Raw genomic sequence first — 25929 nt, 5'->3', positions numbered from 1 at the left:
AATGGGCATGCGAATTCGTACGCGTACGGTCGTGGCACTGACCGGTGTGCTGGCGTTGTCCCTGACGACGGGCTGCGCGAAGGGCGGGGCCGCCGGAGCGGGCAAGGACACGGTGACGTACTGGCTCTGGGACGCCAACCAGCTGCCCGCCTACGAGGCCTGCGCCAAGGGCTTCGAGAGCCGGAACCCGGGACTGAAGGTGAAGATCACCCAGATGGGCTGGGCCGACTACTGGACCAAGCTCACCGCGAGCTTCATCGCGGGCACCGAACCCGACGTGTTCACCGACCACATCCAGAAGTTCGGGCAGTTCGCCGACCTGAACGTGCTCGAACCGCTCGACGACCTGGACATCGACGACTCCGCCTACCAGCCGGGCCTCGCCGCCAACTGGACCGGCCAGGACGGCCACCGCTACGGCGCCCCCAAGGACTGGGACACCGTCGCCCTCTTCTACAACAAGAAGCTGACCGAGAAGGCCGGGCTGGCCGCGGACGAGCTCAACGGCCTCGCCTGGAACCCCGAGGACGGCGGCACCTTCGAGAAGGCCATCGCGCACCTGACCGTCGACGAGAACGGGAAGCGCGGCGACGAGAAGGGCTTCGACAAGAACAACGTCAAGGTGTACGGCCTCGCCACGGGCGGCGCCGGCGACAGCGACGGACAGACCACCTGGAGCCCGTTCGCCGCCTCGGCGGGCTGGAAGTACACGGACAAGGCACGCTGGGGCACCGAGTACCAGTACGACAGCAAGACCTTCCAGTCGGCGATCGACTGGTACTTCGGCCTCGCGAAGAAGGGCTACCTCGCACCGTTCACCGACTACACCGACGGCGCCAACCCGCCCAACGCCCAGGTCGCCTCCGGCCGGGCGGCGACCGCCCTCGACGGCGCCTGGATGATCTCCACGTACTACGGCACCAAGGGCCTCGACGTCGGTACGGCCGTCACCCCGGCCGGTCCGACCGGCAAGCGGGCCACCATGATGAACGGCCTCGCCGACTCCGTCACCAGGAACGCCCCCAACAAGGCGGGCGCGAAGAAGTGGGTGCGCTACCTGGCCTCCGACGAGTGCCAGAAGACCGTCGGCGGCTACGGCATCGTCTTCCCCGCGACCCTGGACGGGACCAGGACGGCGGTGGCGGCGTACAGGAAGAAGGACATCGACGTGTCCGCCTTCACCGGACCGGTCACGGACGAGAAGGACTTCACCACCTTCTCCTTCCCGGTCACCGACTACGCGGCGGACGTGTACGCCCTGATGCGTCCCGCGATGCAGGACGTCTTCGCCAACAACGCCCCGGTGAAGGGCCTGACCAAGACCAACGACCAGATCAACTTCATCCTCGGCCAGTGAATCGGCCGGTTGACCAGCCGGTGATCCGGCCGATGAACCGGACCGTGACTCGGACAGTGAAAGGCACACACTCCATGACGTTCTCCCTCGGCATCGTCGGCGCCGGCCAGTTCTCCGGCCAGTTCGCGAAGCTGTTTCTTGCCCACCCGGGTGTCGGTGAGGTCTACGTCACCGATCTCCTGCCCGAGCGGGCGGAGCAACTGGCCGCCGCCGAAGGGCTGGCGGGAACCTTCCCCTCGTACCAGGCGATGCTGGAGTCGGAGGCGGTCGACGCCGTCGCGATCTTCACCCAGCGCTGGACCCACGGCCCGCTGGTGGTCCAGGGGCTGAACGCAGGCAAGCACGTCTACTCGGCGGTGCCGATGGCGATCACCCACGAGGAGATCGCGTCGATCATCGACACGGTACGGGCCACCGGGCTCACCTACATGATGGGTGAGACCAGCCAGTACAACCCGGCGACCGTCCACGCCCGCAACCAGATCGCGGACGGCTCCTTCGGCCGGCTCTTCTACGCCGAGGGCGACTACGTGCACGACATGGACCTCGGGTTCTACGAGGCCTACCAGTACAGCGGCGGCGAGAACTGGAAGGCGACCGCCAGCTATCCTCCGCTGCTCTACCCCACCCACTCGGTGGGCGGCGTCCTCGGGGCCTGGCAGACGCACGCGGTGAGCGTGTCCGCGATCGGCGTACAGGACGACCGCGGGGACGGGGTCTTCGACGAGGACGTCAGCCAGTTCGGCAACGACTTCTCGAACGCCACCGCGCTCTTCGAGGTCGCGGGCGGCGGCTCGTTCCGTACCAACGAGTTCCGGCGGGTGGGCTATCCCTCGCACATCCGGGAGTCGCGTTTCCGGTTCTTCGGAACGGAGGCCAGCATGGAGCAGCTCGCCACGGTGGCCTTCTGGCAGGACAAGAAGGGGGTCAAGGACATCAGCGAACTCCTTGAGCCCAAGCCCACCATGTCCCCCGACGACCCCTCCCTGCAGCACATCGCGCCGGAGCTGCGGGCCGCCTTCACCTCCGGGTCGGCCCCCGTGCACGACCGGTCGCGGCTGCCGAAGGAGTTCGAGAACCTGCACAACGGCCACGAGGGCAGCCACCACTTCCTGGTGGACGACTTCGTGACCGCCGTCAACACCCGCACGCTGCCGACGGTGAACGCGTGGGTGGCCGCCCGGTACACCCTGCCGGGCATCGTCGCGCACGATTCCGCGCGGCAGGGCGGGGCACGGCTGGAGATCCCGGACTTCGGGGACGCGCCTCAGGCGTGACGTTTCTGTACGGTCCGGCGGTTCCCGGGAACGGCCGGACCGGCCCGGTCAGGTGCCGGGCTTGCGGCCGTACACGTAGACGTCGTCGTTCTTCTTCAGCAGCGACCAGTACTTCTTGGCGGTCGTCTTCGTCATGTTGACGCAGCCGTGCGAGCCGGGCGGGTTCCACATGCTGACACCGACCGAGTGGAAGGCCTGGCCGCCGTCGAAGAACTGGCTGTAGGGCATCGGCACGTCGTAGATCGACGAGACGTGGTCGATGTGCCGCCAGTAGATCTTCTTCAGGCCGGTGCGGGTCTCGTAGCCGTTGCGCCCCGTGCGCACCGGCACCGGTCCGTACACGAGGGTGTTGCCGTCCTGGATCCAGCTGAGCTGGAGCGTCAGGTTCACACAGGCGATGCGCCCCTTGTTGACCGGACATTTGCCGTCTTTGTTGGGTTTGTTCCCGACGGCTTTCTGCTTGGTCATCAGGTCCATCACGCCCCAGGTGACGGATCCCGCGTAGCCGATGTTCGGGGTGATGCCGTGCTTGGTCTGGAAGGCCTTGGTCGCCTTGCAGTCGGCGGCGGACTGCCTGCCGTCGACCGGCCGGCCGAGGAACTTCTCCACCTGCTTCTGATACGGGCCGGTCGAAGTGGTGCAGCTCGCCGCCTGCGCGGGCGCCGCGCCCAGTGCGACGGTCAGCGGCACCACCAGTCCGGTGATCCCCAGTGCGACGGCTGTCCGTCTGCGCGTGTCCCCCATGGTCAGGCCTTTCCTCTTCGATCCGGTCGATCTCTGCCAGCTAGACACGCACAGCGGGACATCGGTTGTGGTGCCGGCCCGGCTGGAACGAAACGGTGACATGATCTTGAACCAGGTCATTCCGCACGCGAGCGGTTCTCGAGGTGGGAACGGGGCCAGTTCCCCGCGATTGGCCCCTGATTCCGTCAGGCTGCCCGCCTACGCTGCGGCCATGCATCCCGCACTCGCCGGCGATCTCTCCCGGCTCCCCGAACTCCTCCAGTCCGCCCGTGACTTCGCCGCCCGCGAAGTGTCGGAAGTCGAGGCCCGGCCCGTGGTCCAGTCCGCGGTCCAGCAGGGCAAGGCGCCGGACGCACAGCCACTTCCGGCCGAGGGCTCCGGCGCGCAGGGCGCCCTCGCCCGGTTCGCCGAGCGGTGGGCGCCCGGCTTCGCCGCCACCGCGGGTCCCCGCTATCTCGGCTTCGTCACCGGCGGCGCGACTCCGGCCGCGGTCGCCGGGGACTGGCTGACCAGCGCCTACGACCAGAACGCCGCCGGTGGCGACGGTTCGTCGGCGGCAGCCCTGGAGCGGGAGACACTGGGCTGGCTGCGGGAACTGTTCGGCCTCGGCGAGGCACACAGCGGCGCCTTCGTGACGGGCGCGACCATGTCGAACACCGTCGGGCTGGCCCTGGCGCGCGAGTGGCTGGGCGATCGGCTGGGGGTGCGGGTGGCCGAGGCGGGCGCCGCCGCGCTCGGCCCGGTCGACGTGCTCTCCGGCAGCCCGCACTCCAGCATTCCCAAGGCCCTGTCCGTCCTCGGCATCGGCCGCGACCGCCTGCGTACGGTGCCGGTGCTGCCCGGCGGCCGGGAGGCCGTCGACGTGGCGCGGCTGGCCGAGGCACTGGAAGCGCTGGACGGGCGCCCTGCCGTGGTCGTGGCCAACGCGGGGACGGTGAACACGGTCGACTTCGACGATCTGCGGGCGATCGCGGAGCTGAAGGAGCGGTACGACTTCTGGCTGCACGTGGACGCCGCCTTCGGCGGTTTCGCCGCGCTGTCCCCCGAATACGCGCACCTGACCGACGGCATCGACGCCGCCGACTCGGTCTGCGTCGATCTGCACAAGTGGCTCAACGTCCCCTACGACGCGGCCGTGCAGTTCACCCGCCACCAGGATCTCCAGGTGCGGGTCTTCCACAACGCGTCGCCGTACCTCGGTCTGCTCACCGGCGAGCCCGACTTCGTGCATCTCACGCCCGAGAACTCACGGCAGCTGCGCGCGCTGCCGGCCTGGTTCTCGCTCACCGCGTACGGCCGCGAGGGGCATCGCGAGATCGTCGAGCGGAACGTGGCCCAGGCCCGGCGGCTCGGCGAGGGGATCGCGGCCGTACCGGGGCTGCGGCTGCTGGCGCCGGTCCGGCTGAACGTCGTCTGCTTCACGCTCGCCGGGTCCGCCTCCCAGGAACGGGTGCAGGCGCTGGGCCGTGCGGTCGCGGAGTCCGGCGAGGCCTTCCTGACCCCGACGTTCCACGAGGGGAGGCACGCGCTGCGGGCCGCGTTCAGCAACTGGCGGACGTCCGAGGCCGACACGGACCGGGTGCTCGACGCGGTGACACGGGCGGTCGGGGCCCTGCCGCCGCCGGAGGGGACCGGCGACGGCTCGTAGGACCCTGCGTGCTCCTCCGCCCCGGGACCCTTCCCCCTTTCGGCCCGCTGTGCTTGTCTGGGGGCCGTTTTCGGTGGCTGGGGCGGGAGTTGCCGTATGAGCAGGCCGTGGATCGTCGGATTACTGGCGGGACTTCTGCTGCTGCTCACCGCGTGCGGGGATCCCTCGTCCGACCCCGAGGCGGCGTCCACGCCTTCGTCCCCCGCGACCGGCTCGACCACGCATCAGCGCCCGCCCGCCTCCCCCGGAGCGAGTGCCGGGTCCGCGTCCGGCGCCGGGACGGGGGCCGCGTCGGAGCCCGCTTCCAAGGGTGCGGCGACCGCCGGGCGCCCCCGCCCCACCGTCCTGTACCTCGGTGACTCCCTCGCCATGGAGAACCAGAAGGTCCTCGGCGGACTCCTGCGGGACGAGGCGAGGGCGCGCTACACCAGCGCCCCCTACTCCGGCACCACTCTGTGCGACTACCTGGAGGGCACCGGCCAGGACTCCCTGGTCCCGCCGAAGGACAAGGCCGCCGCCCTGGTGCGCCGGCTGCGGCCGGACTTCGTGGTGCTCCAGTTCTGGGGCAACGCCTGGGGCTACACGCCCTGCATGGACGGCATCACGTACGACAAGAAGCGGGCCGAGTACTTCGCGCGCTACACCGCGGACGCCGGGCGGCTCACGGACCAGATCGAGGGCGCCGCGAGCGGGGCGAAGGTCGTCTGGGTGCTGCAAGGGCCGGACCCGATGACTCCCGACCGCGTCCGCCGCGTCAACGCCGTCTACGAGAAGCAGGCCACCGCCTCCGGGGACCTGCTCGCGGACGCCGGCAAGGCGGTGAGCGCGCCCTCCGCCCGCTACACCTGGACGCAGTACCTGCCGTGCACCGCGTACGAACGCGAGCACGGGCCGTACTGCACGCAGCCGAGCAGTGGCCGCACGGCCCTGCACCGCGACGACGACTACCTGCACTTCTGTCTGGCTCCGACCACCTCGACACCGAAGCCCTGCCCGGTCCGCTCCCCCGGCATCCTGCGCATCACCCGGGCGATCACCGGCGCCGTGCTCTCGGCGGCGGACTGAAATCAGCGTCCGCCGGTCCCCAGCTCCGTCTCGACCAGCCGGTACATGTGCCGCCGCGCGTCCTCCGTGCTGAGCGGAGGAGCCTGCCGCAGCCGTTGCAGGGCGAGGCCGTCCGAGAGGGCGGCGAAGCGGACGGTGAAACCGGCCGGGTCGGCGCACACGAACTCGCCGTCGGCGACGCCCCGTTCGACCAGTACGCGGATCTGCCCGTGCCAGTCCTCGTACCGCTTGGCCTGGCCGCCGGCGAAGGCCTGTTCGGGGTCCTGGTCGCGGTCGCCCGCGCTCCAGTAGTCGAACCACATCCGCCAGTGCCGGTCGGTGTCCTCCGTGAACAGCGCGTCGATCAGCAGCCGCAGGGCCTCGGCGCCGCCGTCCGCCTCCTCGGCGGCCTCGTTCAGTGCCGCGTAATAGCGCTCGATGTTCAGCACCATGGCCTCGGAGAGGATCTCCTGGACGCTGCCGAAGTGGTAGGTGACCGTGCCGACGGACACGCCCGCCGCGGCGGCGACGTCCCGTACGCCCACGGAGGCGTAGCCGCGCTCGGCGATGAGCGGGACGGCCGCCTCCACGATGAGCCGGCGGCGGACCTCGGTGGGCTGGCGCGTGCGGTCGGCCGCGGCGACCGCACGGCGGGGCGTCTTCGCGGCCCTCACGCGGACGTCCTCGGGGTGGTGCGGTGCCATGCGCGCTTGACCACTGTCTCTCCGTCCGCCCGGGCTTCCATCCGGCTGTCCATGATGAACTCCGTGGCCGTGGCCCGCAGCTCCGTACGCGTGATGATCTCAGCGTCCCAGTCGTCGCCGCGCCGCAGCCGGATCGCCCACTCGGAGACCGCCCGCGCGGACAGCGGGTCGTCGGAGAGGATCCGGTACGTCTCCCGGGCGCTCTCCTCGTAGCGCAGTCCGTCGGGGTAGATCCTCGATCCGCCGTAGTTGGGGTCGACCTCCAGGGTCCACTCGCCCTTGGCGACATCGTGCGTGACCAGCCGTTCCGGCCCCGGATCGGCGGCCCGCTCGTGCTCGACGGCAAGCGGCACGGCCTGCTCGGGCTCCTCGAAACGGACGGGCGCCCTGCCCTCGTCGGACGCGGGGTCCCGCACGGGCAGGAGTACGGCACTCTCGGCGGGCAGCACGGTCAGCTCACCGCGCCCGCCGTGCGGCCACACCCAGGGCCAGTAGGTGTCGGAGACGGCGACCCTGACACGGTGTCCCGGCGGAAAGCCGTACCCCACCCCATTGAGTTCGAACTCCACCGTCTCGTACGTACCCGGGTTCCACTCCACGGCCCGGTCCCGCCCGTGCCTGCTGAGCAGGTTGAGGACACCGCGGGTGACGAGGGTGGACGAGCCGTCGGGGGCGACGTCGCAGATCCGGGCGATGACATGGGTGCGGGGTGTCGCACTGTCGAGGCGGAGCCGCACGCGCGGGCGCCCGAGGATCTCGACCCTCTCCTCCAGCGGCTCGGAGTCGAAGCAGGCCGAACGGCCGTCCTCCTCACGCTGATCGGGCGGCAGATCACTCGCGTTGCCGAACGGGAAGAACCGTCCGGCGTCGAGACCGGTGTGCTGGGGCGACCGCACGAGGACGGGGCCGGCGCTCCGCCCGAGAGGCCGCGTGTCCCAACTGACGTTGGGCGACGGCCAGTTGCTCTCTCCGACCCACCGCCCCGGCATCACGTCGTACGACGTCGCGGGCGGGACCGGGTCGTTGAGCCAGGCGCGCAGCAGCGGCTCGCGCATGACGCCGGTGTCCTCGTCCTTGAGGTGCTGGTCCCACCAGCGCAGGGTCTCCTGGAGGAAGCCGATCGCCGGTCCTGGCGGCAGGCCGCGGTCCGGGTACTGGTGCGACCAGGGTCCGACGAGTCCCCGTACGCGGTTCTCGGGGAGGTGTTCCACGAGCCGCAGCACGGTGTCGCGGTAGGGGTCGTTCCAGCCGCCGACGGCCAGGACCGCCGCGCCGATCGCCGAGTAGTCCTCGCAGACGCTGCCGTGCTTCCAGTAGTCGTCGCGCTGCTGGTGGGCCAGCCAGGTGTGGAGGAAGGGTTCGAGTGCTTCGAGGCGGTCGCGCCACATCGGCAGCCATCGGTCCCGGCCCACGCTCGTGGGGTCCGGCGGGCGGGAGGCGAACGCGAGCATCGTGCCCGCCCAGGCCGGCATGTCGACGCCGAGGACGGCGCCGCCCATGTAGTGGACGTCGTTGTCGTAGCGGTCGTCCGTCGAGCAGACGGTGACGATCGCCTTGAGCGGTTGCGGGGCGAGGGCGGCGATCTGGAGGGCGTTGAAGCCGCCCCAGGAGATGCCGAACATGCCGACCTTGCCGGTGCACCAGGGCTGTGCCGCGAGCCAGTTGACGACGTCGACGCCGTCCGCGAGTTCCTGTGCGTCGTACTCGTCGCCGGGGGTGCCCTCGCTGTCGCCGTGGCCTCGGATGTCGACGCGGACGGAGGCGTAGCCGTGGCCGGCGTACCAGGGGTGACGTTGGGCGTCCCGGGGGGCCGTCCAGTCGGTCTTTCGGTAGGGGAGGTATTCGAGGAGGGCGGGGACGGGGGCTGTGTCGGCGTCCGTGGGGCGCCAGATGCGGGCGTGCAGGTGGGTGTGGCCGTTCCTGGTCGGGATCCAGACGTCCTCGACCGTGACCTGCCGGTCGAAGTGCTCGCGGTATTTCAACTTGGCTCGCTCCTTGTTGCTTGGCTCACGGGAGTGGGTGGCCTTCTTCGCCCCCGCCGCCCCTACCCGTTCCCGTCCCCGCATGGGGGCTTGCGCCCCCTCGCCCCCGTATCGCGCTGACGCGCTCGTCCTCAAACGCCGGACGGGCTAGGAGACAGCCCGTCCGGCGTTTGAGGACCGGGGGTTCGGGGGCAGCGCCCCCGAGTACGTGACGGGACGGGTAGGGGCGGCGGGGGCGAAACAAGGCCCCCTCACCCCACCGCCCGCCACCGCCGCACCCGATGCCCCCCGACAGGGGCAACCCCGTCATCGGTGACCCACAGGTCACCCACCTCCGCCGCGTCCACCCACTGAGGCACCGGCCCCCCAACAACCCGCGCCTCCGGATCAGGCTCAAGCACGGCGGCCATCAGCTGACGCGTGTACGGATGCCCGGGCTCGGAGAAGACCGAGTCGGTCGGACCCTCCTCCACCACCACACCCCTCCACAGCACGACCACCCGATCGGCGATCCCCCGCACCACGGCCAGGTCGTGGCTGATGAACAGACAGGCCAGCTCCCGTTCCCGCCGTAGATCGTCGAGCAGCCGCAGGACGTCGGCCTGCACGGACACGTCGAGCGCCGTCGTGATCTCGTCCGCGATCAGTACGTCCGGCTCGCCCGCGAGCGCCCGCGCGATCCCGATCCGCTGCCGCTGCCCGCCGGAGAGCTGCGCGGGCAGCCGCTCGGCGAGGGCGGGGTCGAGGCGCACGTCGGAGATGAGCTGCCGGGCCCGCACGGCGGTCTCGGCACGCGAGTCGGTCGTGCCGAAGAACCGCAACGGCCGCCGCACCGCGTCACCGACGGACCGGCGCGGGTTGAGTGACGTGTCGGCGTTCTGGAAGACGAGCTGGACCCGTCGCCGGAGCGCCAAGGGCCGCTTCCCGGCGGGCCGGGCGAGGTCGCCCGGCCCGGAATCCGTCCCATGGCCCGCCCGCTGGCCCGACCCATGGGTCATGGTCCCGCCGGACGGCGTACGCAGCCCCGCCAGCGTCCAGGCGAGCGTGGACTTCCCGCTCCCCGACTCCCCCACCAGCGCAAGGACTTCACCGCGCCGGACGTCGAAGGAGACACCGTCCACGGCACGGCTGGACCCGTAGTCGACGGTGACGTCCCGGGCCGCCACGGCGACCGGAGCGCCGTCGGGGATCACGTCCTTCGGGCGCACCTCCCGCTCGCCCTCCTCGCCCACCCGCGCGAGCCCTTCGTCGTCGAGGCGCGGCACACTCGCCAACAGGCGCCTGGTGTACGGGTCCTGGGGCATCGTGAAGAGCCGAGCCGTCGGGGCCGCCTCCACGATCCGGCCGGACCGCAGCACAACCACCTCGTCGGCCATGTGCGCGACGACCCCCAGGTCGTGGCTCACCAGCACGGCGGACAGGCCGAGTTCGTCGCGCAGCGCGCCGATCAGGTCGAGGACACCGCGCTGGGTGACGACGTCGAGCCCGGTCGTCGGTTCGTCGAGGACGAGGACCTTGGGACGGGCGGCGATGGCCATGGCGATGGCTACGCGCTGCTGCTGGCCGCCGGAGAGTTCGTGCGGGTAGCGGCGGGCGAGTTCGGCGGGGCGGGGCAGCCTGACCTGTTCGAGGAGGTCCACGACGGGTACGTCGCCGCCCGCCTCCGCGATCTGGCGTCCGATGCGCATGGAGGGGGTCAGGGCGTGGCCCGCGTTCTGCGCGACCATGGCGACGGTGCCGCCGCGAAGGCGTCTCAACTCCCGTGCGGGCAGGGTGAACACGTCGGCTCCGTCGATCCGCACCGAGCCGTCCGTCACCCGCGAGCCGTGCCGCAGATGCCCCAGCAGCGTGGCCGCGACGGTCGACTTGCCGCTGCCCGACTCGCCGACCAGGGCAAGGGTTCGGCCCGGCAGTACCTCCAGGGACACCCCGCTCACCACGGGCACGTCACGGCCGCCCGAACGGTAGGCCACGGACAGCGAGTTGACGGACACGAGCGCTTTCACCGATACGACGGCGGCGGTCATCAGGACCCCTCCCTGATCCGGTCGACGCCCCATGCCTTGGACAGGCCGTCGGCCGCGAGGTTGAGCCCGACCACGAGCGTGGCCAGGGCGATGATCGGTGCGAGGCTCGCCATCGGGACGACGGTGATGGCGGTGCGGTTCTCGGCCACCATCAGGCCCCAGTCAGGGGTCGGCGGGTCGGCGCCGAAGCCGAGGAAGGACAGCGAGGAGATCAGCAGCACGACCCACGAGGCCCGCATCGCGAACTCGACGCACACCACGTCGGTGATGTTCGGCAGGATCTCGCGGCGCAGGATCGCGAGGGTGCCCTCGCCCCGGGCCCTTGCGGCGGTCACGTAGTCGGCGGGTGCCACCGCGAGGGCGGCGCCCCGTACGACCCGTACGACCTGGGGCACGTACACGACCGCGATGGCGAGGACGATGACCGACGGGCCCGTGCCCAGCGAGGTGACGATGACCAGGAGCGCGAGCACCGACGGCACCGAGAGCACCGCGTCGAGGACGCGGCCCAGCACATCGTCGAACCAGCCGCCCCGCAGGGCCGCCGCGCAGCCGACGACCGTGCCGACCAGCAGGGTCACCAGGGTCGCGGCGACGGAGACGCCGATGGCGTACCGGCCGCCGTACAGGACGCGGGCCAGGACGTCACGGCCGTACTGGTCCGTGCCCGCCCAGTGGCTCCAACTGGGGCCCAGGAGCGCCTGATCGGCGTTGTTGGCGATCGGATCGTACGAGGTGAGGAGGGGTGCTAGCAGGGCGATCAGGACGTGGACGGCGACGATCGCGAGGCCGACGGAGGCGGCCCGTGAGGAGCGCACGGTGCGCCAGGCGCGGGCCGCGGCCGACGGTGGTGCGGCGGGGGCCGCGGGTGCGTCCGCCGGGGTGTCGAGGGTGGTCATCGGGTCCTCCCGCGCGTACGGAGCTTGGGGTTGAGGGCCATGGCGCCGAGGTCGGCGGCCAGGTTGCAGACGACGTACACGAGCGCGCTGATGAGGGCGATGGCCTGGATGACGGGGAGGTCCCGGTTCTGGACGGAGGCGAGCATCAGCTTTCCGATGCCGGGGTAGTTGAAGACGTTCTCGACGACGGCGACTCCGCCCGCGAGCCAGGCGACGTTCAGGGCGATGACGTGCAGGGTCGGCAGCAGGGCGCTCGGCAGTGCGTGCCGGGTGACGACCCGCCAGGTCGACAGGCCCTTGAGCCGGGCCGTGGTCACGTACTCGCCGGCCATGACGTCGATGACGGAGGTGCGGGCCATCCGGACGATGTAGGCGGCCATGACGACGGCGAGTGCGAGGGCGGGCAGCCATACGGCGGGCATGAGCTGGCCGACGGTCGCCTCGGGGCCGTACAGGACGACCGCCGGGAACAGGGGCAGGGCGACCGAGAAGCAGAGCACCAGCACTGTGGCGACCACGAACTCGGGGACGCTCATCCCGATCAGGCTGACCGTCGAGATGAGGTGGTCCGGCCAGCGGTCGCGGTACAGGCCGGCGACGATGCCGAGGACGATCGAGCCGGTGACGGCGAACAGGACGGTCACGAGGGCGATGAGCGCGGAGTTGCCGAGGTACATGGAGACTTCGCCGCCGACCGCCTTGCCGGAGACGAGGGAGAGGCCGAAGTCACCGTGGACGGCGCCGCCGATCCAGTCGGCGTAGCGCTCCCAGGCGGGCTGGTCGAGTTCGAGTTTCTCGCGGAGGGCGGCGACCGCGTCGGGGGTGGCGTCCTTGCCGAGGACCTGGGTGGCGACGTCGCCGGGCAGGGCCTGGACGGCGAGGAAGACGAGGACGGAGGAGAGGACGAGGGTGCCCACGGCGGCGAGGACGCGGCGGGCGATGAAGGAGAGCATGGTCAGGCTCCCTTCAGGCCGATGCCGAGGTAGTCGAACTCGAAGCCGTGCTCCGCGTATCCGCGTACCTTCCGCGAGATGCCGACGAGCCGGTCGGCGAACATCGGGGTCATCGCCCCGCCCTTCTCGACGACGAAGGTCTGCGCCTCGCCGTACAGTTCGCGCCGGCGTTCATCGTCGGTCTCCTGCCGGGCCCGGTCGAGCAGCGCGTCGAACGCCTTGTCCGACCAGGCGGTCTCGTTGTAGGAGGAGCCGCCGCGGAAGACCTGCGTGAACAGCTGGTCGACGGGTCTGCCGGTGTACCAGTAGGTGGCCATGAGCGGCTTCTTCATCCAGATCTGCGTGTAGTACGAGTCCGCCGAAGCCGTCTTCACCCGTACGCGGATCCCGGCCCGCTTGGCCGAGTCCTGGTAGGCGAGCGCCATGGGCGTGAAGATCGGGTCGTACGAGGACGTGTAGAGGTCGACCGTCAGCCCCTCCTGGCCCGCCTTCTTCAGCAGGTGGCGGGCCTGTTCCGGGTCGTGCTTCGGATGGGCGCCGAGGTGGGCGGGGTCGCTCGGCGGCACGGGGTTGTCCCAGCCGGGCGTGCCCGCGCCCTGCAGCGCGACCTTCACCACGTGCTCGGGGTCGTAGGCCAGCTTCATCGCCTGCCGGACGCGTACGTCGGTGAAGGGTTTCTCCGTGGTGAGCATCGGCAGCACGTACCACTGGGCGTTCTCGACGCGGGCGATCGTCGCGCGGTCGGAGGCGGCGACGACCCGGGCGGTCGCGAAGTCCAGGTTGGTCTGCGAGAGGAGGTCGACCTGGCCCGCGAGCAGGGCGTTCGAGCGGGCCGACATGTCGGCGACGGAGTAGAAGTCGATGGCGTCCAGGACCGGGCGGCCCGCCCAGTGGTCCTTGAACGCGGTGATCCGGCCAGGTCCCGCGGGGGCGAAGGACTCCAGCTTGAAGGGCCCTGTGCCGATGCCGGTGCGGCCGATGCCGCGGGCGCTGCCGTCCGGGATGACATAGCAGTTGTAGTGCGTGAGGAGGCTCGGGAACTCCGCGTTGGGGCTCTTCAGCGGCACGACGAGCGTGTGGGCGTCGGGGGTGCGCAGCTTCGCCGGGTCGATGAGCGGGGCGAGGACGGCGGCCTGCGGGGACGCCGTCTCCTTGGCGAGGATGTGGCGCAGCGTGTACGCGGCGTCCGCGGAGGTGAGTTCCCGGCCGTCGTGGAAAGCAACACCCTTGCGGATGCGGAAGGTCCAGGTGCGCGCCTTGGCGTCCGGCTCCCAGGACTCGGCGAGGTCGGGCGCCAGATCGCCGTCTCCGCCGATACGGACCAGCCGGTTGTAGAGGGCGCCGAGGTATTCGTACGCGGACAGGGCGCTCGCCGGGTCCAGGGTCTCGGCCTCGGAGGCGGGCGGCCGGGCTATGCGGAGGGTTCCGCCGCGGTCGGGGGTGCCCGCCTTCGCGCCTTCGGGCAGGGCGGGGGCGGCCGAGGCGCCCGTACAGCCGGTGAGCAGCCAGGACGCACCGAGCGACGCGCTGCCGGCGGCTGCCGCGGCAAGGACGGAGCGCCGTCCTGGGTGGTGGATGTCGGGCATGGGCCGACCGTCCCTCTCGCTATTCGTTCGCTATTCGTTCAGCCGAACGATTGAGTGAAGTGCGTGAACGATAACCAGCCGACAGGTCTCCGCCAACCCCCGGACCGCGGAAATTTACGTCGGAAACCGAGCTGTTACGTGACCGGAGAGGCGGCCGGAGGAGTGCGCGGGCGAGCGGCGGCTGATGGCGGGCCGCGCCGGGTGTAGGTGATCGAGGGATGGGGAGAAAGCGCTTGCCCCGTGTTCACGACTCCCTGGGGAGGGACGGCCGACATGGCCTCGTGGGAGAAACCGCTCGACCACCGCTACCGCGGCGAGCATCCGATACGCACCCTCGTCTACCTGTTCCGCGCCGACCGGTGGCGGCTCGCCGCCGCGTTCCTCGTCTTCACCGTCAAGCACAGCCCGGTCTGGCTGCTGCCCCTGATCACCGCGACCATCATCGACACGGTCGTGCGGCACGGACCGATCGGTGACCTCTGGCTCAGCGCCGGTGTCATCCTCTTCGTCCTGGTGGTCAACATGCCGCTGCACCTGCTGTACGTGCGGCTGCTCTACGGCAGCGTGCGCCGCATGGGCACGGCCCTGCGGTCCGCGCTGTGCACACGTATGCAGCACCTCTCCATCGGCTACCACTCACGCGTCAGCGCGGGCGTCCTCCAGGCGAAGGTCGTCCGTGACGTGGAGACGGTCGAGCAGATGGTGCAGCAGACCGCGGAGACCGGGCTCGGCGCGGTCACCGTGCTCACGGGCGGGCTGATCATCATCGCCGTGCGCACACCGGAGTTCGTCCCCGTGTTCCTGTGTGTGGTTCCCGTCGCCGCGCTGCTCGTGGCGCGGCTGCGGGGCCGGCTGCGCGTCCACAACGAGGACTTCCGTCACGAGGTCGAGCACCTGTCCTCGCGGGTGACGGAGATGACCCGGCTCATCTCGGTCACCCGGGCCCACGGTCTGGAGGGCAAGGCCCTGCGCCGCATGGACGGCACCCTGCACAAGGTGCTCGCCTCGGGGCTGCGCCTCGACCTCCTCAACGGTCGCTTCGCCTCGCTGGCCTGGGTGTTCCTGAACATGATCGGAGTCGTCTTCCTCACCGGGGCCGCCCTGGTCTCGTACTACGGCGTGTGGGCCGTCTCCCCCGGTGACGTCGTCATGCTGAGCGCGTTCCTGACCACGCTCACCAACTCCACGACCACCCTGGCGGGGCTCACCCCGGTCATCACCAAGGGCCTGGAGTCCGTACGGTCCGTCGGCGAGGTGCTGCAGGCCCCCGAACTGGAGGACAACGAGGGCAAGGCGCCGCTCGACTCGTTGCGCGGAGCCGTCGAGTTCGAGGGGGTGGGATACGCGTACGAGGACGCCGACCGGCCCGCCGTGCGGGACTTCAGCCTCTCCGTGGCGCCGGGCGAGACGATCGCGCTCGTCGGCGCGTCGGGCGCCGGGAAGTCCACGGTGCTCAGTCTCGTCATCGGCTTCATCCGGCCGACCTCGGGCCGGGTCCTGCTCGACGGGACCGACATGAACGCCCTGGACCTGCGGACGTACCGGCGCTTCGTGTCGGTCGTGCCGCAGGAGTCGATCCTGTTCGACGGAACCGTGCGGGAGAACGTCGCGTACGGCATGGACGACGCGGACGCCGACGAGGCGACCGTGCGCGCGGCGCTGCGGGACGCCAACGCGCTGGAGTTCGTGGACCGGCTGCCGCGCGGGCTCGACACCCTGGTGGGCGAGCACGGAGCACGGCTGTCGGGCGGTCAGCGGCAGCGCCTCGCCATCGCGCGGGCCCTCATCCGCAATCCGCGCGTGCTGATCCTCGACGAGGCGACGTCCGCGCTGGACACGCGGTCCGAGGCGCTCGTCCAGCAGGCCCTGGCCCGCCTGGTGCGCGGGCGGACCACCTTCGTGGTGGCGCACCGGCTCTCGACGATCCGGGGCGCGGACCGGATCGTGGTGATGGGGGACGGCGCCGTACGGGAGATCGGGTCGCACGAGGAGCTGATGCTGCGCGCGGGTGCCTACACGGCGCTGCACGGTGACAGCCGGCCCGCCTGAGCCCGGGGCGCCTGTCCGGGACCGGGTGGCCGACGGCGGTCAGGCCGCCTCTCCGGACCCGGGGGAGGCGGCCTGCGTGCGGTGCCGGGCGCCTCACTCCCCGGCGTACGCCTTCTCCAGAGCGGCGATGTCGAGCTTGTGCATCTTGAGCATCGCCGCCGTGGCGCGGGCCGCCTTCTCCTGGTCCGGGTCGCTGATCATCTCGATCAGCCTGCCCGGCACGACCTGCCAGGAAAGCCCGAACCTGTCCTTCACCCAGCCGCAGGGGCCCTGCTCGCCGCCGCCCTCGATGAGCACGTTCGAGTAGTGGTCCACCTCGGCCTGGTCCGCACAGTCGATCTGGAACGAGACGGCTTCGGAGAACTTGAACATCGGTCCGCCGTTGAGCCCGACGAACTTCTGGCCGTTGGCCACGAAGTCGACGGTGACGACGGAACCGGCGGGTCCGGGCCCGGCCTCCGTGGCCCGGACGACCTTCCCCAGCGCGGAGTTCTTGAAGACCGAGACGTAGAAGTTCGCGGCCTCCTCGGCCCGGCCGTCGAACCAGAGACACGTGGTGAATCCGTCGGTGCTCATGGGTACCTCCTGGAGCGGGAACGCTGTCATCTGTATCGACCGATCCTCGACGCCGAACTCATCGGTGGCGCGGGCAGGGATTCCGGACGGGTGACTCGGAGGAGTGACTCGGACGGGTGGCACCGGTGTCGTCGTAGTTCGCCCGCAGCCGGGACGGTGACGGCGTCCGGGACGGCCGTGACCACGGGTTTATTCACCTGCCCGGGCCCGGCCACGGAACTAGCATGATCCGCCATGAGCTCCCCGCACGGCGAAGGCGTCCTGCCCTTCCGCATCGACTTCCCCCAGGCCGACCTCGACGATCTGCACACGCGCCTGGACCTGACGCGATGGCCGGACGAGCTGCCGGGCGTGGGCTGGGCCTACGGGATCCCGCGGACCTACCTCGAAGAGCTGGCGGAGTACTGGCGGCACTCCTACGACTGGCGCGCGGCGGAGGCCCGGCTCAACGAGTGGCCCCAGTTCACGACGGTCGTCGACGGGGCGGACATCCACTTCGCGCACATCCGGTCGCCCGAGCCGGACGCGACCCCGCTGATCGTCACGCACGGCTGGCCGGGCTCGATCGCCGAGTTCCTCGATGTGGTGGGCCCGTTGACCGATCCGCGCGCCCACGGCGGTGACCCCGCCGACGCCTTCCACGTGGTGGTGCCGAGCATTCCCGGGTTCGGCCTGTCCGGGCCCACCCGCGACACCGGCTGGGAGTACCGCCGTATCGCCGCCGCGTTCGCCGTATTGATGGACCGGCTCGGCTACCGGCGGTTCGCCGCCCAGGGCGGCGACTGGGGCGCGGCGATCTCCCGCGAGCTGGGCCGCACCCACCCCGACCGGGTGATCGGCGTCCATCTGAATCTGCTGCCGGGCGCCCACGCCACCACCGAGCCGGCCCCCGGGGAGCTGGCCGCGCTGAGCCCCGGAGAACGCGAACGCACCCTCGCCTCATGGCGGCGCAACCAGGAGTGGACCCGCGAACGGCAGGGTTACGCCGACATCCAGTCGACGCGGCCGCAGACCCTCGCCTACGGGCTCACGGACTCGCCCGTCGGCCAACTCGCCTGGATCACCGAGAAGTTCAAGGAGTGGACGGACTCGGACGAGTACCCCGAGGACGCGGTCGACAGGGACCGGCTGCTGACCAACGTGATGCTGTACTGGCTCACGGGCACGGCCGGTTCGTCCGCGCGGGTCTACTACGAGCGCGCGCACGCCGTCGGTGAGAACGCGCTCGCACTGCCGTCGACCGCGCCCACCGCCCTCGCCGTCTTCCCCCGGGACAACTTCGTTCCGCTGCGGCACCACGCGGAGCGCACGAACTCCATCGTGCGCTGGACGGAGTTCGACCGCGGCGGGCACTTCCCGGCGATGGAGCAGCCGGACCTGCTCGTCGGTGACGTACGGGCGTTCTTCCGCCAGTTGCGGCGGGACGGCGGCAGCGCGAGCTGATCCGACAACGAATGCGCCCGCCCGGTCTGCTGACCGACGCGTCCCCTACTGACCGACGCGTCCGTCGATGCGCTCCCGCAGGAAGTCCGCGTGGCCGTTGTGCCGCGCGTACTCCGAGATCATGTGGACCAGCACCACGCGCAGCGTGACCGGCTCGTCGGGGTCGCTGCCGGGCAGGTCGAGATCGGGCGCCTTCTCCACGAACCGTTCCGCGAAGGCGACCTCGGCCCGCCAGGTCTCCCATGCCTCGGCCACGACCTCGGGGTCGGGCACCGCGCCGTTGAAGTCCGCGTTCCGGTCCTCTTCGGTGCGGTAGTGCGGCGCCACGTCCTCACCGGCCATCACGCGCCGGAACCAGCCCTGCTCCACCCTCGCGTGGTGTCGCAGCAGTCCGAGCAGCGAGAGGTTCGAGGGCTCCACCGAACGCCTCGCCATGCTCTCCGCGTCGAGCCCGGCACACTTCAGCTCGAACGTGAGCCGGCTGTCGCGCAGATACCCGACGAGCGTGTCCCGCTCCCCCACGAACTCGTCGTCGGTCCGCGGGTCCTCGTCGGGATGGACGAACATGTCCCACCACCCGAAGTTCCGCTCGGGCTGTGCCTGATCGTTCGGCTCTGGTTCAAGGGCATCGGCCATGCGCTGGAGCATGGGCGGTCCGTCGGAGATCCGCCACCGAATTTCCTTCCGGCGATTCCAGCCGAACCTCCCGCCCGAGTCCTCCGGGCGAACGGCCTCGAAACTCCCGTACAACCCTCGGGCACCATGGGGCGTCAAACAGGGTGCCGAACAAGGAACTGGCCCTTTTCGGTCACCCCCGCGCTGCCCAGCCGTTCTTCTCTTCAGGAGCCGACTCATGCGCAAAAACCGTTCCACAGCACTGGCTGCGGCATCATTTCTTCTGCTTGCGGGACTGGGTATCGCCGCCGCCCCGTCCGCGTACGCGGGCACACCCGGCAGCACGCGCGCAGGCGACCGCAACAGCGACTTCAACGGCGACGGATACGAGGACGTGCTGGTGGGCGCCCCCGGCGCGACCGTCAGCGGCGCGAAGGGCGCGGGCCTCGTGACCGTGCAGTACGGCTCGTCGAGGGGCATCGGCACGACCGGTGCCGCCCGCTTCAGCCAGTCCACGGCGGGCGTCGCCGGAGCCGCGGAGGCGGGAGACGGCTTCGGCAGGGCGGTCGCCACCGGCGACCTGGACGGGGACGGGTACGACGACGCGATCGTCGGCATCCCCGGCGAGGACCTGGGGACCGTCGCGGACGCGGGCGGTGTCGCGATCCTGTGGGGCTCGGAGGCGGGCCTCGCCGGTGCGGCCAGCGACTGGCTTGAGACGCAGGAGCCCACCGCGGGCGAGCAGTTCGGTGCGGGGCTCGCCGCGGCGCACTTCACGAACGAGACACCGGGCGACCTGCTGGCCGTCCTCGACCACGACGACCTGGAACTGTTCGCCTACGACGCCTCCGCGACCGGCTCGCTGGAGCGGCGCTCGTCCACCCGGATCGCCGCCCGGGCCGAACAGCGCCACATCCTGCCCAAGTCGCTGACCACGGGCGACTACGACAAGAACGGCTTCGCGGACCTCGTCGTCTCGGGCGTGACGGTCGGCGACGAACCGGGGCACGGCTGGTCCACGTACCTCTCCGGGCAGGCGGACGGGCTGACGTACGAGCGGGATGTGCGCGGCGGCCCGGTCACCGCGTCCGGGGACATCGACAACGACGGCTACGACGATCTGGTGACCGGCGAGCCGAGCTCCCCCGACGACGGCGGCGAGACCATGACCGGTGGTCTGGTCGGCGTGCGCTACGGCGGCCCGAACGGGCCCGCGGACGAGATCCAGTGGTGGACGCAGGACTCCCCGGGTGTCCCCGGCACCGCCGAGCGCGGTGACGGCTGGGGCACGGACCTGTCCGTGGCGGACACGGACGGGGACGGTTACGCGGACGTGGCGATCGGCGCCGCGGGCGAGGACATCGGCACTGTCGCCGACGCGGGCGCGGTGTGGGTGCTGCGCGGGGCGTCCGGCGGCCTGACCGCGACGGGTGCCAAGTCGTGGGACCAGGACTCCGCCGATGTGCCCGGTGTCCCCGAGAAGGGCGACAAGTGGGGCGGCCAGGTCCGCCTCACCGACCCCAACAAGGACGGCCGCTTCGGACTGCTGGCCTCGGCACCGGGCGAGAACGCCGGTGACGGCTTCGTCTGGGTGCTGTCGGCCGGCGCGGGCGGCATCACGGCCTCGGGTTCGTGGACGTACGGCGCCGAGACGCTCGGCGCGCCCCACGTGGGTGCCGCCTTCGGCGCCGCGATCGACGAGTAGCCCCGGTCCCCCGCCCCTCGGCGGGATCCGCTCACAGTCCCGGAGAGGTCGCGGCCGTCTCCGGGACGCTGTGGCTCGCGGCCGACTCCGTCGTCGTGTCGGACGCGCCGTCGGGCGCCGGCTCGGAGGACGGTACGGAGGACTCCGGCGCGGGCGGGTCGGACGAGGGCGGGTCGGACTCCTCGGAGGGCGACGACGGCGTGACCGAGGAGGTCGAGGGGCACGGGCTCGCCGATCCGCCCGGCTTCACGCTCGCGCCGTCCCGCACGGACACGCACGGGGACGGGGAGTCCGACGAGGGCGGCAGGGAGCTCGTCGACGGGGACGGTTGGTTCGCCGGAGGATCCGTCTTCCGGTCCTTGCCACCGGTGTCGCCCTGGTGCCGGGTGAACCAGTCGCCGCTGTCCGGGTCGAAGATCACGAAGATGTTGACGACCTGCGTCGCGGGCGAGACGACCACGACGTTCGACGGCCGGTACGACGGCCAGGAGTCACCGGTCGTCCTGGGTGTGGTCTTCAGCGCGACCGGCGGCAGCAGCGGGTTGCCGCAGGCGCAGCGCACCCGGGGCACCCCGCGGTCGTCGACGAGGACCGCGGTGCCGGCCTGCAGGACGGCCTGGTAGCTCGTGGCCTTGCCGTCGCGGTAACCGTGATTGGTGACGCGGGTGTCCATCCGCAGCTGTACGGGGGTCAGCGAGCGCAGATACGCGGGCACCTCGGCGGGCCGGAGGTCCGGCACCGAGGCGAACGCCCGGTTCTTGTCCGGTGCCCGCTCCAGCGCAGAGACCTGCTTCTCGACGTCGCAGCTTGCCGTCTTGCGGGTTCCGCCGTAGAGGCCGGGCGCCGAACCGTCCACGCCCCGTGTCGCGTTGCCCGACTCGGAGGTGTCCGTGGGCGAGGGCGTCACGGGCGCGGTGGAGCTGTCCCGTGCCGTCGACCCGGTGAACGGGTCGGGCCCCGACTTGCCCGCCGCCTGGAGGAAGACCTCACCGTCCGAGCCCGTGGCGGTGGTCGTGCCGTCGGGCCGGGTGAGGACGACGGCCAGGACCACGGCGACGACGACCGCGGCGGCGATGAGGGCGACCCGCGGCGCGGACTTCCACCAGGGCCGTCCTGGACCACCGCCCGCGCCCGGATCGGGCTGCCGGGGTCCACCGGAACCGCTGGGACCGCCTGGGCCCCCGGGACCGCCGGAATCGCCGGAACCCCCGGAGCTTCCCGGACCTCCGCCGGAGGGACCGGAAGGTGGGCTCGGCCGGGTCGGCCCCGACAAGGGGCCGGAGGGCGGTCCTGTGGGACGGCCGGAGGACGGCGGTTCGACGCTCACGAGCTCCTCTTCCCGGCGTAGGGACACTGCGGTACTTCACACACTTCATACCGATTTATTCCACAGTGAGCCCATTGTGTGCTCGAGTCCCGTACCGCCCGCAAGCGGACGCGGTCGGCCCTCCCGGCAGGCGCGCCGCCGGAGGCCTGCCTAGCGTGGCAGGGTGAGCTTCCAGACAGCCTCTGACCAGGCAAGGTCCCGACACGGCTGGGTCCAGGCCCTGGCGACGGTCCTCACCGGGCTGATCGCCATGCTCGTGGTCTCCGCGCTCGGACTGTGGGCGGCGGGGGCCGCCGACCTGCCCGACGGCGCGTTCCCGCGTGTCGTCGCGGCGACGGTGGTGACGGCGGTCGGCGGTTCCGTGCACCTCGCCGGGAGCGCCGGAGCCGTCGCCGAGACCCGGGCGGGCCTGACGGTGATGCCTCTCTCGGTGACGCTGACCGGAGCCCTGGTCGTCGCCGCCGGCTTCCTGCGGCCGTTGCGCCACCGGGCCGTCGCGGGCACGGTCGAACTGGCGGGCTGGGCGGGCCGGATCGCCGTCCTGTGGCTGCTCGCCCTGGCCGCTCTCGCGCTGTCGGCCCGCCGGACCTTCGCGGTCTCCCTGGGCGAGGGCACGCTCTCCGACATCGGCGACCTGTTCGGCGCCTCGTCGCCGCGGGTCGGGTTCGAGGCCGACGTGCCGGTGACGCTGGCCTTCGGTCTGCTGTGGCTGGCCGGCGTCCTCGTCCTCGCGCTGCTCGTCTCCCCGAAGGCGCCGCTCCCGCCCCGGCTGCTGCGTTTCCAGGAGTCGGTGCGCCCGGCCGCGTACGCCATGGTCGTGCTGCTGCTCGCGTGCGTCGTCCTGGGTGCGGTCATCGCGCTGGTGGTGGCGGTGACCCGGGGGCAGGCCGCCCAGACGCTCGCGGTGGTGCTCCTCGGGCTGCCGAACCTCGTCTGGCCCGTCTTCACGATCGGTCTGGGCGCGACCTGGGACGGCCGTGTCGAGGGACCGTTCGGACTGCCGATGCCCAAGGTGCTGGACAGTGTGCTGCGCACGCCCGACCTCTCGACCCTGAATCTGAGCACGCTGTCCGAGCAGGACGGCAGGGTGTGGTGGCTCGTGGCCGTGGACGCGGTGCTCCTGCCGGCCGTCGCCTTCCTGATGGCCTCGCGATCACCGGCCCGTGTGCGGGCCTGGCGGCACGCCCTGCACATGGCCGTCGCGCTCGCGCTCACGGTGCTCGCCGTCTGCCTCCTGGGCCGGATCGACGCCCACTACGGCCTGTCGCTGTTCGGCATCGGGGACCTCGGCGGCGGCCTGTCGGGCGAGCTCTTTCTCCGGCCTCGGCTGTGGGGCGCACTCGGTCTCGCCCTGCTCTGGGGCCTGGCCACCGGCTTCGTGGGCACGCTGCTCGCCTCCCGGACGCGCCATCACGGCGAGTTGGAGAATCCGAGGGCGTGAGGCCCGAGGGTCGTACTACGGTACGCATCCATGATCGAGCCAGACTTCCTGCGCACCACCCGAACGGCCTACGACGCGATGGCCGAACGCTATGCCGAGCTCTTCGCCGACGGCCTGGAGGAGTTCCCGCTGGACCGGGCGATGCTCGCCGTGTTCGCCGACTTCGTACGGACCGACGGCGGCGGCCCGGTGGCCGACCTCGGCTGCGGCCCCGGCCATGTGACGTCCCTGCTGGATTCGCTCGGCCTGGACGTGTCCGGCGTCGACCTGTCGCCGGAGATGGTCGCCATCGCCCGTGCGGCCCGTCCGGACCTGCGGTTCGAGGTGGGCTCGATGACCGCGCTGGATCTGCCGGACGACAGCCTGGGCGGTGTGCTGGCCCGCTACTCGATCATCCACACTCCGCCGGAGCAACTGCCCCGCGTATTCACGGAGTTCCATCGTGTCCTGGCGTCCGGCGGTCGTCTGATGCTCGCGTTCCAGGCCCACGACGACCCCTCGGAGCTGGCGGAGTCCTTCGACCACAAGGTGGCGCTCGCCTACCGCTGGTCCCCGGACCGCGTCTGCGACCTGCTGGCGGAAACGGGCTTCACGGAAACGGCCCGCCTCGTACGAGCCCCGCTGCAGGACGAACGCCCCTTCCCGCACGCCCACTTGCTGCTGAGCAAGAACTGACGGCGGCCCCGTAAAGGGCGCGGGGAACCGCGCGGCGAGCCCCACCAACCCGCACCCGGCAATCCGCCGAAGCGGCCCCCTCACCCCACCGAGCCGGGAAACACGGGCCCGGCCCACCCCGGCGGCGAGGGCGGAACCCCGGGCGCACCCGCAGCCGAGGGCTCCCCCCGGGTGGACCCATGGCCGACAGCCACACCCCCCACCGCCGCGGACCGCAACGCGGCCACGAACGTGAGACACGACCCGTACCGGTCATCGGGACTCTTGGCGAGCGCCTTCGCCAGGACGTCGTCGACGGCACCGGCGAGATCGGGCCGTTTCCCGGACACCGCCGGCGGCACGTCGTACTGGTGCGCCCACAACAGCGCCATGTCGTCGTCCCGTTGGAAGGGCGGCCCGCCCGCCAGGGTCTCGTACACGACACAGGCGAGGCTGTAGACGTCGCAGCGGCCGTCGACGGGACGTCCGGAGATCTGCTCGGGCGCCACGTAGTCGAGCGTGCCGACGAACTGGCCGACGGTCGTGAAGCCGGTCAGGGACAGCGACTTCTTGGTGAGGCCGAAGTCGGTGAGGTAGACGTGCTCGGGGTGGTCGCTGTCCGTGCCCGCGGCGACCAGGACGTTGCCGGGTTTGACGTCCCGGTGGACCAGACCGTGGTCGTGGGCGGCGTCGAGCGCGGACGCCACCTGGACGGCGATACGGGTGGCCACGGTGATGGCCAACGGCCCCTCCTTGTCGAGGAGATGGCGCAGGTCGCGGCCCGCCACGTACCGCATGGCGATGTAGAGGACGCCGTCCGTCTCGCCCGCCTCGAAGACCGGCACGATGTGGGGGTGGTCGATCGCGGCGGCCACCCGGGACTCGTAGGTGAAGCGTTTGCGGAACGTGTCGTTGCGGGCCAGCTCCGGGGCGAGCAGTTTCAGGGCGACCGTGCGGTCGAGGCGCAGGTCCTTGGCGCGGTAGACGACGGCCATGCCTCCCCGGCCGACCTCGCGCTCGATCCGGTAGCCCGCGATCTGCTTGCCGATCAGCTCGGAGGGCCGCCCCGAGTGCGGACTCGTGTCGTGCGGCATCACCTGTCTCCGTCGCCCGGACGGTCGCCGTCGCCGTCACCCGTGACGAGCCGGGTCGGCGCGTGCCGGGTGCCCTCCTGCCCGTCGGGAGATCCCGGCCCCGCGGGTCGCACCCCCCGCACGACCTGCGTGGGCGCGTGCCCCGCGCCGGCGGGCGGCTCAGGACCCGCACCCGGCGCCGCCGAGTCGGGAGGAGGCGCAGAAGGCACGCCGGTGCCGACCGGGCGGCCGGGACGCGCCCCGGCGGATGGGTCGGCCGCGCCCCCGGGGGACGGTCCGGCTCCCTGTCCGGCGGCAGCGGACGGCGGCGCCCCCGTCGCGTACGTGCTCACCCGCCTGCCGTCGCAGTACACCCACCGCTCGTGCTCGGCCTCGTACAGCCAGACGGCCTCCCCCTCGACGACGATCCCGACCCGCATCCCCTGGGTCAGGCCGTGGAACGCCTCGGCGTCGAGGCGGCCGGCCGCCAGTTCCTCGACGTGCCGCCGGTAGCGGCCGAGCGTCTCCTCGACGCGGGCGAGCAGGGGACGCGGGTCGGCGGTACGGGCGAGCGGCTGTCCGGCGACGGGCGGCTCCTGCGGGACGGCGACCAGCAGCCGGCCGTCGACCCACGCGGACCAGCCGTTCGCGCAGACGACGTGCCCCCAGTCACCGCGCCGCTCGACGAGCCGCACCGGCAGAAGGGCGTCGAGGGGCACGGTGGGCCAGGCCGGGTCGGGGGCGTCCCAGGCCGCCATGCCGTCCTGCGGGACCACATGGGTGGGACGGAAGCCTGGGGTCGTCGTCATCGCGTGCGCCTCCCCG

At 71.5% G+C, this 25929-nt stretch carries 21 protein-coding genes; 9 read left to right on the top strand and 12 right to left on the bottom strand.

Annotation, left to right across the window (positions count from 1 at the left end):
* Window positions 1-7 precede the first annotated feature (7 nt).
* Both OHS59_RS40750 and OHS59_RS40745 read left to right on the top strand, forming a co-directional pair.
* On the top strand, window positions 8-1357 hold the full coding sequence (locus OHS59_RS40750) for an ABC transporter substrate-binding protein (RefSeq protein ID WP_328498359.1): 1350 nt from the start codon (window positions 8-10) through the stop codon (window positions 1355-1357).
* 74 nt (window positions 1358-1431) lie between these two features.
* Window positions 1432-2634 carry a Gfo/Idh/MocA family protein gene (locus OHS59_RS40745; protein ID WP_328498358.1) on the top strand — a complete coding sequence of 401 codons (1203 nt, stop codon included), beginning with the start codon at window positions 1432-1434 and terminating at the stop codon, window positions 2632-2634.
* A 48-nt stretch (window positions 2635-2682) separates the two neighbouring features.
* Here the strand turns inward: OHS59_RS40745 and OHS59_RS40740 are convergent, their stop codons facing one another.
* Window positions 2683-3378: a L,D-transpeptidase family protein gene (locus OHS59_RS40740; RefSeq protein WP_328498357.1), complete on the bottom strand. Its 696-nt coding sequence runs from the start codon at window positions 3376-3378 to the stop codon at window positions 2683-2685.
* A 211-nt stretch (window positions 3379-3589) separates the two neighbouring features.
* On the opposite strand from OHS59_RS40740, the gene OHS59_RS40735 reads away from it, so the two are divergent.
* Both OHS59_RS40735 and OHS59_RS40730 read left to right on the top strand, forming a co-directional pair.
* Entirely contained in the window at window positions 3590-5026 is a 1437-nt protein-coding gene (locus OHS59_RS40735) for a pyridoxal phosphate-dependent decarboxylase family protein (RefSeq protein ID WP_328498356.1), read from the top strand.
* A gap of 96 nt (window positions 5027-5122) precedes the next feature.
* Window positions 5123-6091, top strand: coding sequence for an SGNH/GDSL hydrolase family protein (locus OHS59_RS40730; RefSeq protein WP_328498355.1), 969 nt, complete (start codon window positions 5123-5125; stop codon window positions 6089-6091).
* Between the two features lie 2 nt (window positions 6092-6093).
* Here OHS59_RS40730 and OHS59_RS40725 read toward each other — a convergent pair whose 3' ends face one another.
* From OHS59_RS40725 to OHS59_RS40700, 6 genes are all read right to left on the bottom strand, one after another.
* Window positions 6094-6744: a TetR/AcrR family transcriptional regulator gene (locus tag OHS59_RS40725; RefSeq protein WP_328498354.1), complete on the bottom strand. Its 651-nt coding sequence runs from the start codon at window positions 6742-6744 to the stop codon at window positions 6094-6096.
* On the bottom strand, window positions 6741-8756 hold the full coding sequence (locus OHS59_RS40720) for a CocE/NonD family hydrolase (protein WP_328498353.1): 2016 nt from the start codon (window positions 8754-8756) through the stop codon (window positions 6741-6743). The genes OHS59_RS40725 and OHS59_RS40720 overlap by 4 nt, the downstream gene beginning before the upstream one ends.
* A gap of 251 nt (window positions 8757-9007) precedes the next feature.
* Window positions 9008-10783 (bottom strand): ABC transporter ATP-binding protein, encoded by a 1776-nt coding sequence (locus OHS59_RS40715; protein WP_328498352.1) that lies wholly within the window; start codon window positions 10781-10783, stop codon window positions 9008-9010.
* Window positions 10783-11682 (bottom strand): ABC transporter permease, encoded by a 900-nt coding sequence (locus OHS59_RS40710; RefSeq protein WP_328498351.1) that lies wholly within the window; start codon window positions 11680-11682, stop codon window positions 10783-10785. The genes OHS59_RS40715 and OHS59_RS40710 overlap by 1 nt, the downstream gene beginning before the upstream one ends.
* On the bottom strand, window positions 11679-12635 hold the full coding sequence (locus tag OHS59_RS40705) for an ABC transporter permease (protein WP_328498350.1): 957 nt from the start codon (window positions 12633-12635) through the stop codon (window positions 11679-11681). Before OHS59_RS40705 ends, OHS59_RS40710 begins: the two co-directional genes overlap by 4 nt.
* A 2-nt stretch (window positions 12636-12637) precedes the next feature.
* A complete protein-coding gene (locus tag OHS59_RS40700) occupies window positions 12638-14221 on the bottom strand; it encodes an ABC transporter substrate-binding protein (RefSeq protein ID WP_328498349.1) in 1584 nt (527 codons plus the stop codon).
* 273 nt (window positions 14222-14494) lie between these two features.
* On the opposite strand from OHS59_RS40700, the gene OHS59_RS40695 reads away from it, so the two are divergent.
* Window positions 14495-16270 carry an ABC transporter ATP-binding protein gene (locus OHS59_RS40695; protein ID WP_328498348.1) on the top strand — a complete coding sequence of 592 codons (1776 nt, stop codon included), beginning with the start codon at window positions 14495-14497 and terminating at the stop codon, window positions 16268-16270.
* Window positions 16271-16363: 93 nt separating this feature from the next.
* On the opposite strand, the gene OHS59_RS40690 is transcribed toward OHS59_RS40695, so the two are convergent.
* On the bottom strand, window positions 16364-16846 hold the full coding sequence (locus OHS59_RS40690) for a VOC family protein (protein ID WP_328498347.1): 483 nt from the start codon (window positions 16844-16846) through the stop codon (window positions 16364-16366).
* Between the two features lie 234 nt (window positions 16847-17080).
* Between OHS59_RS40690 and OHS59_RS40685 the strand changes: the two genes are divergently transcribed.
* On the top strand, window positions 17081-18289 hold the full coding sequence (locus tag OHS59_RS40685; protein ID WP_328498346.1) for an epoxide hydrolase family protein: 1209 nt from the start codon (window positions 17081-17083) through the stop codon (window positions 18287-18289).
* Between the two features lie 45 nt (window positions 18290-18334).
* On the opposite strand, the gene OHS59_RS40680 is transcribed toward OHS59_RS40685, so the two are convergent.
* Window positions 18335-18856: a DinB family protein gene (locus tag OHS59_RS40680; RefSeq protein ID WP_328499552.1), complete on the bottom strand. Its 522-nt coding sequence runs from the start codon at window positions 18854-18856 to the stop codon at window positions 18335-18337.
* Window positions 18857-19142: 286 nt separating this feature from the next.
* Between OHS59_RS40680 and OHS59_RS40675 the strand changes: the two genes are divergently transcribed.
* Entirely contained in the window at window positions 19143-20609 is a 1467-nt protein-coding gene (locus OHS59_RS40675; RefSeq protein ID WP_328498345.1) for an esterase, read from the top strand.
* 31 nt (window positions 20610-20640) lie between these two features.
* Here the strand turns inward: OHS59_RS40675 and OHS59_RS40670 are convergent, their stop codons facing one another.
* Window positions 20641-21936: a DUF6777 domain-containing protein gene (locus tag OHS59_RS40670; protein WP_328498344.1), complete on the bottom strand. Its 1296-nt coding sequence runs from the start codon at window positions 21934-21936 to the stop codon at window positions 20641-20643.
* A gap of 163 nt (window positions 21937-22099) precedes the next feature.
* On the opposite strand from OHS59_RS40670, the gene OHS59_RS40665 reads away from it, so the two are divergent.
* Together OHS59_RS40665 and OHS59_RS40660 are read left to right on the top strand one after the other, a co-directional pair.
* Window positions 22100-23377, top strand: coding sequence for a streptophobe family protein (locus OHS59_RS40665; protein ID WP_328498343.1), 1278 nt, complete (start codon window positions 22100-22102; stop codon window positions 23375-23377).
* Window positions 23378-23407: 30 nt separating this feature from the next.
* Window positions 23408-24052, top strand: a complete 645-nt coding sequence (locus OHS59_RS40660; protein ID WP_328498342.1) for a class I SAM-dependent DNA methyltransferase — start codon at window positions 23408-23410, stop codon at window positions 24050-24052.
* 80 nt (window positions 24053-24132) lie between these two features.
* Here the strand turns inward: OHS59_RS40660 and OHS59_RS40655 are convergent, their stop codons facing one another.
* Entirely contained in the window at window positions 24133-25125 is a 993-nt protein-coding gene (locus OHS59_RS40655; RefSeq protein WP_328498341.1) for a serine/threonine-protein kinase, read from the bottom strand.
* Window positions 25125-25913 carry a hypothetical protein gene (locus tag OHS59_RS40650; RefSeq protein ID WP_328498340.1) on the bottom strand — a complete coding sequence of 263 codons (789 nt, stop codon included), beginning with the start codon at window positions 25911-25913 and terminating at the stop codon, window positions 25125-25127. The genes OHS59_RS40655 and OHS59_RS40650 overlap by 1 nt, the downstream gene beginning before the upstream one ends.
* Window positions 25914-25929 lie beyond the last annotated feature (16 nt).

This window comes from Streptomyces sp. NBC_00414 (assembly GCF_036038375.1).
GTDB lineage: Bacteria > Actinomycetota > Actinomycetes > Streptomycetales > Streptomycetaceae > Streptomyces.
The sequence above is the reverse complement of the archived record's forward strand: the minus strand, read 5'-3'. Positions and strand labels throughout refer to the sequence as shown.